The organism is Acinetobacter sp. YH12070 (assembly GCF_013419625.1).
Taxonomy (GTDB): Bacteria; Pseudomonadota; Gammaproteobacteria; order Pseudomonadales; family Moraxellaceae; genus Acinetobacter; species Acinetobacter amyesii.
This window is the reverse complement of record NZ_VOZT01000001.1, coordinates 51,315-64,542: the sequence shown is the minus strand read 5'-3', so window position 1 is coordinate 64,542 and position 13,228 is coordinate 51,315. Positions and strand designations below refer to the sequence as shown.

Sequence of the window (13,228 nt, the reverse complement as noted above, 5' to 3'; positions counted from 1 at the left end):
TATACATCTTGGGCTGTCTATGCGACTTTGACAAGAGAATAGATTGCAAAAAATGCTTTTAAACAAGTATCTTAATGATACTTTATGAGAAAAAAACCAATCCAGTATCAAGGGTATCTGCTTATGAAAATTGATAACATTCCTGATTCCATCGACCCTAACTTAAATCTGGACATTATTCGCGCTGAATGCTTAGAGCTCGTCAAAAAACGTGCTTATTTTTCAGCAGGTGCAGCTATTATTCCTGTGCCATTTTTGGATGTGGTGATTGACGTCGGAATTTTGTCACAGCTCATTCCAGAAATTAATGCGCGTTTTGGTTTAGCGCCAGATCAAATTAGTGTGTATGATCCAAAAACCAAACAAATTCATTGGACAGAACTGCGTAAACGTGGTGTCGAATTTTCTGGTTTAGTGGTTGCACGAACCGCGATGAAAAAATCGCTAAATAACATTGCAGCAAAATATATTACCAAACAAGTCACTAAATTTATTCCATTAGGTGGACAATTGGTGGCAGCCAGTTTGGGTTATATTGTGATGAAAAAAGTCGCTGAAACCCATGTAGAAGAAAGCTACCAATTGGCGAAGCGTATTCAACAGAAATTTCCGAACCAACCTGTCCCAACGCCGAACAATGTTTAACGGCGATATCTAGCGCATCAACATCGTTTATAAATCAAAGTGATCTAAACCATAGATCTAAAGATTAAGTAGATCTGAAAATGAGCTAGTTTTGAAAATGAAAAAAGCCACGAATATCGTGGCTTTTTTCATGCATTCAATCTGCTTTCAATTGCGCTAAGATCGTCTCTAATACCTGTAAGCGCGCACTATGTTTGTCATTGGTCGCGATCACATGCCACGGCGCATATTCTGTATCCGTACGTTGCAACATATCTGCGGCAGCTTTGAGATAGTCATCCCAACGGTCACGATTCCGCCAGTCATCTGGAGTAATTTTAAAACGCTTATGCGCGGTTTCTTCTCGAGCTTTAAACCGTGCAGCTTGCTCATCCTTTCCTATGGCTAACCAGAACTTGATAACGACCGTTTGACTGTCATATAAGTCCTTTTCAAAACGGTTGATTTCATCATAGGCCCTCTGCCATTCAACCGTATTGGCAAAGCCTTCAATCCGCTCAACCAAGACGCGACCATACCAACTGCGGTCAAAAATCGTGATTTTCTCTTCAGGGACAATTTTATTCCAAAAGCGCCATAAGTAAGGACGGCGTAGTTCATATTTTTCAGGTGCTGCTATGGTATGAATTTCATATTCGCGTGGGTCTAACTTTTTAACAATACGTTTAATTGCTCCGCCTTTCCCTGCGGCATCCATCCCTTCAAACACGATCACCACGTTGCGTGAATCAAAACGTAAAGCTTCAGCCACCTTACGGCTTAATTTTTTTAATTCTTTTTTATAATCGGCTTCATCAGCGACGGCTGTACTTGGCTCCAATAAAGCCTGTGGTGTTTTGGCTTGTTTCCAACGCCCTACCGCTTTAGTTTCATGTGTTGGACAATGTTTTAAAGTGCGTAAAATATGCTGTGCAAATTGCTGATCACGGACTTGCTCATCTTCACAGTCGATAATGATCCAGTCATGACTAAAACGCTGACGTAAACGTTGCAAGTTGTCATATTGTTTTTTATTGCGCCAATCTAAACCATGCAATTTATGCCAACGCGCTTCACTCGGGTCCATTTCATCCAAACGTTTTTGTAAAGATTTCCAAGATAAATCGAACCAGACCTTAATCACATCGACATGATTATTTTTTAGGTCTTGTTCATAGGCTCGCATGTTCTCGACATATTCATCAAATAAGGTTTCATCCAAAGGCTTCGACACATGCATGGCGGTACTGAGCAAATCACTGTACCAGTTTCCAAACATCACCATGATTTGCCCTTCGGCAGGAATAAACCGTGCATAAGACTGCCAAAACGTTTGTTTTTGATTAAACATGATCGGGGCATCCGCTTTCACCATTAAGTAGCGTGGATCGACCCATTCGCGGAGCTGTTTGACAGCCTCTCCCTTACCCGCAAGCTCGATTCCACTCACTAAAATCAACATGCTTTTGGCATTGGGCTGACGGCTGGTATTTTTCAGTTGATACTGCGCTTCAATCAGCTCAACCGAGAGTTGTTCTTCATCCATCAATTGAAATTCTGTTTCTTTTAAGCTCATGGCGGACCCTTGGTTTTATTCTGTTTTGAGTATAACCATGCCCTTCACCCCACAACAATGCTTTCATGTATATGCTGAAATGGAAAATATGACCGTTTCTGCAACAAACTGACTCAGATTGACCTGTAATTTCGTCACTTTGTCATAGCCCTAAGCTCCAACACCCACTAAGATTCAAACATCTAAAAAATAATTGAGACACTCAATGTCCAAACTTGCAGTATTAGATGATTTACTTGAACTGTATTACCAGTTGAACTACCACAAAAAGCCAGAAATTTTACAGCGTTTACAAGATGTCCAGCAGTGGCAAAAACAACGTATGCAACGCACACATGCCGTACAATTTGCTGAAAAACACAATGTGCTGATGTCTGAATATTTTATTAATCGTTTATATGGCGGTCCTGATTTTGATGCATTAGCAGCACAAATTGCTCGTCTCACGCGCTATGCACACAAAGCTGAAAAATTGATTCCAGACAATGCCATAAAGACTGGTACTTCGGGCGTTCAACTTGCGATATTGGCCGTACAGCTTGACGAACAAGTGGCCATTCAATTACTGGAAGATTATCCAAATAATCCAACCCTGACCGATGAAATGATGCGCCAGACCTATCTCAAGCTCGATCAGGGCAAGGACCGTATGTTACAGCTGCAACTATTGGACGATTTAGGTCGTAATTTAGATAAATATATGCGCTCATTTATGGTCTATACCGCCTTTAAGATGTGCAAAGGTGCAGCAATAAAATATAACTTCGAAGTGATGTATGACTTTATGCAAGATGGCTTTCTCGCAATGAAACCACTTAAGTCAGCAGAAAAATTTGTGCGTGAATTTACCACTGTAGAACGTCAAATCATTGACCGTGTACATGCTGGAGACCCGAACCCGTTTCAGCCTGCGACCTAACAAAATTATCATCCCCATTCAGCCCACATTTGATATAAAACAAACAGGGCGTTCAAGGCTGAATTCAGATTTTTTATAGGGGTTTTGCAAAGCAATTACAGCAGCCCCTTATTTTTTCTGTATATTATTCACAACAAATGCAAATGACTGCTGTATAACAACAGAGAATCTGTCATCATGCTTACAAAGTAACATTAACCCTATTTATAAGTTAGGAGTGACTCTAATGTCTAACGAGAATCAAACGCCTGTCCCTACACCTGAGTCGGCACAAAATACAGACAAAGCGAGTCCATTCTTAACTGAACCTTTACCACAAGGGACAGCGCAAGGTCAGCAACAATCTTTAGAACAACGTCTGACCGACACACCTGTGACAGGTTCAGTACCCAAATATAATCTGCCACGTGGCGCGAACACAGGTAATGTTGGGCCAACCACACACTTTGGTTATCAGACCGTGAGCAGCGAAGACAAAGCGCAAAAAGTCGCGGAAGTTTTCCACTCAGTGGCTGCAAAATACGACATCATGAATGATTTAATGTCATTTGGTATTCACCGTCTATGGAAACGTTTTGCCATTAACATGTCAGGTGTTCGTCGCGGTCAGCACGTACTGGATATTGCAGGCGGTACAGGTGACCTTGCTAAAGTGTTCAGTCGTGAAGTTGGTCCGACAGGTCATGTGGTGCTTTCAGACATTAACGAATCGATGCTCAATGTCGGTCGTGACCGCCTCATTGATGCTGGTTGTACCAATGTCGATTTCGTTTTGGCCAATGCTGAAACTTTAGAACCTTTTGCAGACAACAGTTTTGACCTATTAACCATTTCATTTGGTCTACGTAATGTGACTGACAAAGATGCTGCTCTTGCTGCAATGTACCGCGTTCTTAAGCCAGGTGGTCGTTTACTGATTTTAGAATTCTCTAAACCGGTATTTGAACCATTCTCAAAACTGTATGACTTATACTCATTCACTGCATTACCAATTATGGGAAAAATCGTAGCAAATGACTCTGAAAGTTATAAATACCTTGCAGAATCAATTCGTATGCACCCAGACCAACGTACTCTTAAAGGTATGATGGAAAATGCGGGCTTCCAAAACTGTGATTACCACAACTTAACGGGTGGTATCGTGGCTGTACACCGTGGTTTCAAACTTTAATACTGCAGGCTGAACTATGTGGTCGATTCTCGCACTTGGTGCAGTTGAACGCTTAATTCATCATGTCATTGATTTGGATGCTATTACTCGCATCCAACTGAATGAATTGCAAGGCAAAATGCTTCGTGTGGTGATCGACTCACCACAGTTGTCGGTGGATGTGTTTTTTGACGATCAGAAAGTTCGCTTAGAACCGACGCCAACAGGACATACTGAAACCGCATCCATCTTTGAGCAACGCCCTTTCGAGCAGCAGTTAAACATAACTGAAGCAACGGCGACCTTACATGTCAAAACGGTCGTCGAGCTCCTCAAACTGCTGTTGGCTGAAGATGTCGGCAATATTCCATTGCAAGGTGATTATCACTTATTGCAGGATATCCAGCGCATTATGCAGCAAGCTGAGCCTGATTTAGCTTCGCATCTAAGCCCTTGGATTGGTCCAAGCCTTGCGCATGAAATTGGTAAGTTACAACTTGCACCCAAACATCTCAAACGTACTTTACAAAGCCATTTGTTCTTTGCTGAAGACGCGTTAAAAGAAGATTCAGGCTTGCTTGCCCCACGCTGGCAAATGGATGACCTGAATCAAGACACCCGAATTTTGAATCAAAATCTGGACCGTGCAGAAGCAAAAATTCAGCAGCTGCACAGCCAAATTGACTCATTACAAGACAACACTTAAGACTAGGTAATTGCATATATGATTCCGCACGTTTCACGTTTACTCGACCTTTGGCGCATTGCTGCGCACTATAGACTCGACACGTTGTTTCCTGCGGAAGAATTACCGGAAAAAGCCCGTCATATTCTTTCTCTCATTCGCATGCACCCTGCGGCATGGTCAAGCCGCGAGCGAAAAAATCCGCTCAAGCTCAAACAAGCTTTAGAAGAGATGGGCCCGCTGGCCATTAAAATGGGGCAATTACTGTCTACCCGTCGTGATTTGATTCCACCTGAAGTTTTACAGCAATTGGTGCTTCTACAAGACCGTGTAAAACCTTTTTCGAATGACGTTGCCAAAATGCGCATTCAGGAATCACTTAAAGCCGATGTTAATACCTTATTTGCACGCTTTGACGAGCAACCATTAGCCGCAGCATCTATTGCACAAGTGCATACTGCTGCCCTGCATGATGGTCGCGAAGTCGTGGTGAAAGTGACTCGCCCGAATATTCGCAATCAAATTCTGCATGATTTTGAAATATTAGAGTGGCTTGGTCAGTTCCTTGAAAAACGCCTAGAAGCCGCTCGTGCCCTGCATCTGTCCGAAATTATTCAGGACTACCGTCAAATTATTCTCAATGAATTGGATTTGACTTTAGAAGCGGATAACACACGTCGTATGCGTCATTACTTCACCGGTTCAAGCATGATGTACGTGCCTGAAGTCTATATGGACAGCCGTGATGTCATGGTCGAAGAACGTATTACCGGTGTGCCGATTTCTGATATTGCGACCTTTGATCGCTTGCGCATGGATCGTAAAGATTTAGCCGAAAAAGGGCTCACCATTTTCTTTACCCAAGTGTTCCGCGACAACTTCTTTCATGCAGACATGCATCCGGGGAATGTCTTCGTCGAAACCATCAATCCAAGCAATCCACGCTTTATTGCACTGGACTGCGCGATTATGGGTGAGCTTTCAAAGCACGACCAAATGACCGTAGCACGCATGCTGCTTGCGGTTATGAACAGCGATTTTATGCAGCTGATTCAAATCGTGCATCAAGCGGGTTGGATTCCACCGGGTACAGATCAAGATGCCTTAGCACGTGAAATGCGTCGCACTGTGGGCCCAATGGTCTCTAAACCAATGCATGAATTGGACTTCGCCGGCATCCTGATTCAAGTGATGGATATTGCGCGTCGTTTCCATTTAGAGATTCCGCCACAACTGATGCTTTTACTAAAAACTTTAGTGCATGTGGAAGGTTTAGGAACTGATCTCTATCCTGAATTGGATATTTGGAGTTTGGCAAAACCAATCCTCACCGATTGGATTAAAGCGCAAATGAATCCGCAGAAAAACTTAAAAGAACTCGGACAAAAAATTCCAGACTTACTTTTAGGTGCGCAAGATTTACCAACGCTGATGATCGACAGTCTGAATGGTTTAAAAAATCAGTCGGCTTGGCATGCCAAACAACTGAATGAACTGCAAAGCATGCGCTTGCAAATGGAACATCAGCAAAAACGTAGTTGGGTTTTTGGCAGTATTATGGCCATCTTCCTCTCCATCGCGATAATTGCGCCATGGTATGTTTCCATCGTATTAATTGCACTTTCAAGCTTACTTTCCATTTGGCGTGTGTTTAAATAATCTGTGTTTAAATGATCTTGATGTATCCATAGCTCCTTTAAGCCTTTTGACAATAAAAGGCTTAAAGCCATAAAAACAAAAAATTCAAAAATTTAAATAAGGCTGAACGCCATGTCATACAGTTATTTAGGGGTACTGTATGGTCGAACCCCTCTCCGAGCATGTGCAACGGCCTTGCTGTATAGTTTTTCGACCCTGCTCGATGTGTTGGTTCAATTAAATATGCACATGCCTTTTCTAAACTGGCAACCGACAGCCAACACCACCCTGTATCGGATGCAGCATAGCGCTACATTTTGGTGGATCATTCTCTTTAATGCACTTCCCTGTTTATTCCTACTTTGTTTGCCACAGCAAAAGCTGATGGCGGGGTTAAATTATTGGTTATTAGCTGGGGCCGTGATTTTTATCATTAACCTATTTGCTTGGGCGGTCTTTCCAATGGCGACATGGGCAATCGTCTGCCTCAGTTTGTTTCAATTGCATCGGCATAACGAACAACTATTACAGCATTCCTGAGAGACGCCCTGATATGACTGAGAAGTCATTTGTCGGAAGTTTCAGCCATTGGGTCTGTGCAAAAACGCACTAGAATAATTCTACGACTGTATTTTAAGCGACTACCATGACTCAAATTTTGCAAAAAAGACCGCCTGCGCTCAATATCCGTGCTGGCCATTTAGCCCGCCAACTGATTGAACAAGAGGGTTTAAACGCTGCTCAAGTGGATATCCTGCCCGGTGCTGCGGGTGGTCCGAAAGGCATTGGTATTCAAGGTTTAGATCAGGCGATTTTTGCTGACTTTTTGCCACGCGCGCAACAAAAGCGTACTTTAATTGGTTCATCGATTGGCAGTTGGCGCTTTGCCAGTATTGCTGCTTGGGGAGCCATTGAAGGGACGAAACGCCTCTCTGAGCTGTATACCAATCTGAGCTTTCATAAAAAGATGAGCCGTCAAGAAGTCAGCGATGTGTGTCGTGGCATGCTGATCGATTTGATTCAAGGTCAAGAAGCGGCACTGGTTAATCACCCGGATTATCACCTCACTGTGCTTTCAGTCAAAGCTCAGCATATTTTCCAAAGTGATAAAGCCCTGCCTCTGTTAGCCTCTGTCGCAGGGATCGTGGGCACGACAGCGCTCGCACGTAAACACAGTCGTTATTTCATGCAGCGTGTAATTAGTCAGCCTGTGTCAGGTCATCAATTTACCGTGGCGGATGATGGCTTTACCACGCATTACCATGCATTGACTCAAGACAGTGTCATGCCGTGGCTTATGGCTTCTGCATCTATTCCCGGTGTCATGGCCGCGATACGTGATATCCCTGATGCGCCACAAGGCAGTTACCGCGATGGCGGCCTGATTGACTATCATATTGACCTACCCTTCCAAAGTCAGGGCATCGTGCTGTATCCACATTTCACGGATAGCATCACCCCAGGTTGGTTTGATAAATTATTTAAACGCCAAGCCAATCCTGAAAATCAGGCGCGTACCCTGTTACTGTCACCTTCACAAGAATACCTTGCAAGCTTGCCGCTTGGCCGACTGCCTGACCGTAAAGACTTTACCCTCAAAGGCTTAGACAACCAACAACGCATTAAAATGTGGAATCAATGTGTGGCTGAAAGTCAGCGTATGGGCGATGAGTTTTTGGAGTTGGTTGAAAAGCAACATTTCCCAGCAGTCATGCAAGCACTCTGAGCGTTACAGTAATCTCTTGCGAGGGACGCTATAATCCTATTTCAAAATTTTGAGCTTATTTAGTATAGATTTATGCGGATATTTTTAACTGTTTTGCAGTATGCCTGCATCGCTTTTGCACTTTTCCTTGTTTATCAAGTGTCAACCGCCTTGATCAGCGGCCAATACGATTTAATGGAAGTGGTGGCAGATGTTGGTACGATTTTAATTTGTATCGATTTGGCGGTGTTTTTATTTACCAGTAATGCAAAACAAGGCATTAGCATCGAAGACTATGCGAAACAATTGGAACAAAAGCCGTCAAAATTGGTATATGTGACCCGTAAATTGGGACATTTCGGTATTTTGCTGATCATTACCAGTTGGATCGTACCGATGATTCGCTAGTGTATTTTAGTTCAATAAAAAGGATCATCATGTGTTCATGATGATCCTTTTTTATGTCATCAGATTTTATTTATCCGAAGAAATTAACCCGTCCAGTTCTTACATCATACACTGCACCAACAATCGCCACTTTACCTTCTTGCACCAATTGCTGTAGCACTTCACTATTTTGCAAAATATAGCGGATGTTGTAATGCACATTCATTTGCGTCACTTGCTCTAAAAATGCCGGACTCAGCGTTTGTGGTTGCATCAATTCGGCAACACGCGATACAGACTCATTGAGTGGCCCCAGCACATATTGAATATGCGGCATACGCGTCAGGCTCTGTATCGATTGACCAGCTAAATACAACTGACAAGCACTGCTAACCGCACCACAGTCCGTATGACCAAGCACTACGATCACTTTGGCGCCTTTGGCTTCGCAGGCAAATTCCAATGAACCCAAAACTTTTTGCCCCGCGACATTCCCCGCTATGCGCAAACTAAATAAATCACCAATTCCAACATCAAAAATCATTTCAGTCGGCGCACGAGAATCCATACAACCTAACACTGCCGCAATCGGATGCTGCCCTTCTTCTGCGGTCACCCGCAGTTGACGATAGATATCTCGTTGCAAACGCTCATTTTGTACAAAACGTTCATTGCCTGCTTTGAGCAAAGCGAGCACGGCCTCTGGCGTCAAACGTTGCTGTAAAGCTGCGGTACTGATATCTATATCTAATGCCGCCTCCTGCGCATCGGCATAGTGTGTCTTGAAACCAATCAACTGTACTTGCACTTTACGCTGCACAGCCTTTTCCTGTTGGTACTCTTGAATGAGTTGGAAAATATCAGCATCCATATCACTCACATGTGTGGCATCAATCACCACTTGTTCACCGCGATGGATATGTTCCAATGCCGAGATTAATGCCGACCGGTTGAGAAAACTGACTTGTGAAGGCAATTCAATCCGTGTAATCACCCCATGTAAATGATGCTCTTTATACACCTTCAGCCCCTTATTAAAATTGGCGTATAAAATGAAGGCCGCACTACTGGCTAAACCAATCAAGATTCCGAGCAATAAGTCTGTGAATAAAATCGCCAATAAGGTAATAATAAAAGGAATAAATTGTTTCCAACCTTTTAAATACAGCTGTTTAAACAATTTGGGATGTGTCAGTTTAAAACCTGTGAGGATTAAAATTGCAGCTAATGCTGAAAGCGGAATCATGTTCATCAAAGGCACTAAACACAGCACGGCAAACAAGAGCAACACGCCATGAAAGATAGCAGAACATTTACTTTTAGCTCCGGCACTGGCATTGACCGAACTACGGACAATTACTGAAGTTAGCGGCATCCCGCCTATAGCGCCCGAAACGACATTACCGATGCCTTGCGCCCATAACTCTCGATTGGGGGGGTGAAGAGCGCTTATGCGGATCTAATTTATCTGCTGCTTCTAAATTTAATAAAGTTTCTAATGACGCCACAACCGCCAAAGTGATAGCACCCGTGTAAATCAGTGGATTATTTAAAGCGGTCCAATCTGGAAAGATCATCACATTTTGTGGTTGATCCCAAAGATTTGGAAGTTGGATGAGGTTCGATGGATGAACTGCATAAGACGAACCACTGAGTACCAACACAGCATTGCACAGTGCAGCGAGGACAACAGCAACTAAAGCAGAAGGCAGAACCCACTTTTTGCATGGGCTCTGCTCCCATAGCAACATCAGCACAAGGCTACCGATACCGATCAGAACGGCACCGATATCCCATTGCAAATCGAGCGGCTGTGACTGCCACAGCACAGACCATGAAAATTGGTTCAAGCCAAATAGATAAGGTATTTGACTCCCAATCAAGATCAGTCCGATGGCTGCCAATAAACCCAATATGACATTGTTTGGAATAAAGTTGGCAAAGAAACCGAGCCGAAATATGCCAAATCCAATCTGTAAAATACCGGCAAAAACAATACACAATAAAAAGGCGGCATAGTTGCCGCCGAGTAGTTCAAGCTGTACCAAAATGACTGCTGTTAAACCTGCTGCTGGCCCTGCAACACTGATATGTGAGCCACTCAATGCTCCGACTAAAATACCACCGACAATGCCGGAAATAATGCCAGAGAGAATCGGTGCGCCAGAAGCCAATGCAATGCCTAGGCATAGCGGTAAAGCCACGAGAAATACCACTGTTCCAGATAAAAAGTCGTGAATATGAAATCGATGTCGTTCAATTTTAGATGTCATCATTTTACCGTTTATAATAAATATCAAATAATTAGATGTAAGTATGTAAAGCCTAAAGTTTGTGACCACTTTATGGCGTGACTTATATTGTCTGACAATCGAACGATTCTATAGTGTGTTTTGATACGTGATTTGTGTGATTTTTACACTTTATTGCGAAGTTTAAGATTCAGCTCATTTATCTTTGATAAGCCTTAAAAGAAATAAAAAAACCTCCCAAATGGGAGGTTTTTTATAGCGTATTGAAACCACATTGCTTCAAAAAATTATACGTCGAATCATAATATTTCTTGGGACGAGTCCAGTCACTGTCATCTACAGATGGTATATACAACACCATACCTTGTCGCGCCCGAGTCAGTAGCACTCGATATGCATTTAACAGGTATTTCTGCTTTTCAGTTTGCCTTATATTTTGCCATCGACTACCTTTAAAGGCTTGAAATTGCCAATCTTGATCAAAATAAAAATTAATATCCCATGCCACGCAACTGTAATCTATTTCCAAGCCTTGCACATCAAACTCAGTTGCAATATCTTCCAAATAATACGCAGAACGTACATCTGTATTTGAATTCAAAAACCAATCTGCAGGTGTTATTTTATTCTTTACATCAATACCTTCGGCTTTTAAACGTCTGGCACCCGAACTAGCAATAACCCCAAAGCGCTCTGAACCCTTAGCCTTTCTTTTTAACCACTGTTTAGCAACATTAAAATCACGACAAAGCAGAATAGGATAATCTTGGGACATCATATGGTAAGTTTCTTTCGCGGACTTTGCATCACCATCTAATACATGTTGAATCAAATGTGAAACTTGTTCGCTGCGAAATGACCGGACAGAAACAGCAAGATGTAAATCTTCCTCATTTTTTCCATTTTTTTGAACCCAGAATTGTTGTTTAGGATCAGTTAAATAGACTTTATCCTGCAAAATTTTGTTAGAAAAGTAGATCTTCCATTTCGGGTATTTATGTTCTAATGCTGATAGCCATTCAGAAACACCTGCTTCTCCAGTGTTAATCTCCTGCCCACCACCAATCAGGCAAACAACGACACACCAATCAGCGTGGCGATCCATAACACTAATGAGAAACTCTGGTTCAGACATCGAAAAATTATCAATACCTTTTTTCTGTTTCATAAAGTTTGAAACCTGATCCTTTTGCCAGGCCCTTTGAGCTTCATCAAAAATAACGACTTTTTCGATTGGCACCTCATTTGACTTCAAATAATGATCTCTAAAATGATGAATATTTTGTATAAAGGCTTTGGCTTCACGTTCTGCCTCAGATCGCGTCTTTTTTTCTGTTTGTTGCTTAGCAAGTTCCACGGTATTTCGAACCAATGCTTCACGTAAAACATCAACTAAAGGACCATTCCCAGATAAAAATACAGAATGTTCTTGTTCATTTGTTTTTAAACGCTGGTTCGCAATATTAAGACCGGCCAATGTCTTTCCTGCACCAGGTACACCCGTTAAAAAACAAATCGTTTTTTTATTTGTTAATTTTGCATCTTCAATAATTTGTTCGATTTTTTTCGAAGTGATCGCTAAATTTTTTGCACCGGCATCACTTCTAGAAATTTCATCCACTGTATGACCTTGATATAACGCCTGAGCTGCTTCAATAATTGTGGGTGTTGGTTTATATCGAGACTCAACCCACTGTTTGATATTAAGTTGCGTAAGACCTGCAAATTGATAAAGCGCTTGTTCGATTACAATCCGTAAATTATGGGTGTTACAGCATAAAGTATCTTGATAAGTGGATACCGCTGACCATGACTGTTCACAACTTTGAGCTTGGGTTGAAATTAAAAGTGGTATGACCTTTTGCTGATGACTACCTTCATGAAAATTCAACAAATCCAAACAATAATCTATGACCTGAGTCTTAGCATATTGTGGGTAACTCTTTTCACCTACTTTAAATTCAATAACAAAAATTAAATTACGTATCAAAAGAATGTTATCTACGCGCTTACCCATCCGTGGAATAGAGAATTCAAAAAAGATTTCTCCCTCATCTAAAAAATCCAACTGTTGTTTTAAAATCTCAATTTGTTTTAACCAAGCGTTCTTTTGTAAATCTTCCAATGCAAATTCATGCTGTAGTGCCAAAGCCCCCATAATTTCTTGTTCATTTGTATGTATGAATTGTTGCACTGAACCCTGATAATAACTACGTAACATTATGGTCTTCTAAGTTTATTTAAGCTTTGATTGTTTTAATCTTATATAAAAAAACCTCCCAAATGGGAGGT

The 13,228-nt window shown here is 42.0% G+C and carries 10 protein-coding genes and 1 pseudogene; 8 read left to right on the top strand and 3 right to left on the bottom strand.

The window, feature by feature from the left end; translation table 11 throughout:
- The first annotated feature begins 123 nt into the window (after window positions 1–123).
- Window positions 124–645, top strand: coding sequence for a hypothetical protein (locus tag FTU17_RS00315; protein WP_168377972.1), 522 nt, complete (start codon window positions 124–126; stop codon window positions 643–645).
- A gap of 136 nt (window positions 646–781) precedes the next feature.
- On the opposite strand, the gene FTU17_RS00310 is transcribed toward FTU17_RS00315, so the two are convergent.
- On the bottom strand, window positions 782–2,200 hold the full coding sequence (locus FTU17_RS00310) for a phosphate--AMP phosphotransferase (protein WP_180002885.1): 1,419 nt from the start codon (window positions 2,198–2,200) through the stop codon (window positions 782–784).
- Window positions 2,201–2,405: 205 nt separating this feature from the next.
- On the opposite strand from FTU17_RS00310, the gene FTU17_RS00305 reads away from it, so the two are divergent.
- The 7 genes from FTU17_RS00305 (at window position 2,406) to FTU17_RS00275 (ending at window position 8,705) form a co-directional block, all read left to right on the top strand.
- A complete protein-coding gene (locus FTU17_RS00305) occupies window positions 2,406–3,119 on the top strand; it encodes a hypothetical protein (RefSeq protein WP_180134465.1) in 714 nt (237 codons plus the stop codon).
- A gap of 226 nt (window positions 3,120–3,345) precedes the next feature.
- On the top strand, window positions 3,346–4,290 hold the full coding sequence (gene ubiE, locus FTU17_RS00300) for a bifunctional demethylmenaquinone methyltransferase/2-methoxy-6-polyprenyl-1,4-benzoquinol methylase UbiE (RefSeq protein ID WP_078192823.1): 945 nt from the start codon (window positions 3,346–3,348) through the stop codon (window positions 4,288–4,290).
- A gap of 16 nt (window positions 4,291–4,306) precedes the next feature.
- On the top strand, window positions 4,307–4,975 hold the full coding sequence (locus tag FTU17_RS00295) for an SCP2 domain-containing protein (protein ID WP_168377975.1): 669 nt from the start codon (window positions 4,307–4,309) through the stop codon (window positions 4,973–4,975).
- 18 nt (window positions 4,976–4,993) lie between these two features.
- Window positions 4,994–6,613 carry an AarF/ABC1/UbiB kinase family protein gene (locus tag FTU17_RS00290; protein ID WP_180041028.1) on the top strand — a complete coding sequence of 540 codons (1,620 nt, stop codon included), beginning with the start codon at window positions 4,994–4,996 and terminating at the stop codon, window positions 6,611–6,613.
- Window positions 6,614–6,724: 111 nt separating this feature from the next.
- On the top strand, window positions 6,725–7,132 hold the full coding sequence (locus FTU17_RS00285; protein ID WP_180134464.1) for a hypothetical protein: 408 nt from the start codon (window positions 6,725–6,727) through the stop codon (window positions 7,130–7,132).
- A gap of 106 nt (window positions 7,133–7,238) precedes the next feature.
- Entirely contained in the window at window positions 7,239–8,318 is a 1,080-nt protein-coding gene (locus tag FTU17_RS00280; RefSeq protein WP_180002876.1) for a patatin-like phospholipase family protein, read from the top strand.
- 72 nt (window positions 8,319–8,390) lie between these two features.
- On the top strand, window positions 8,391–8,705 hold the full coding sequence (locus tag FTU17_RS00275; RefSeq protein WP_078189807.1) for a hypothetical protein: 315 nt from the start codon (window positions 8,391–8,393) through the stop codon (window positions 8,703–8,705).
- A 70-nt stretch (window positions 8,706–8,775) separates the two neighbouring features.
- Here FTU17_RS00275 and FTU17_RS00270 read toward each other — a convergent pair.
- Together FTU17_RS00270 and FTU17_RS00265 are read right to left on the bottom strand one after the other, a co-directional pair.
- Window positions 8,776–10,957 (bottom strand): annotated as a pseudogene (locus tag FTU17_RS00270) (SulP family inorganic anion transporter).
- Between the two features lie 232 nt (window positions 10,958–11,189).
- Window positions 11,190–13,157: a DUF2075 domain-containing protein gene (locus tag FTU17_RS00265; RefSeq protein ID WP_180007251.1), complete on the bottom strand. Its 1,968-nt coding sequence runs from the start codon at window positions 13,155–13,157 to the stop codon at window positions 11,190–11,192.
- Between the last annotated feature and the right edge of the window lie 71 nt (window positions 13,158–13,228).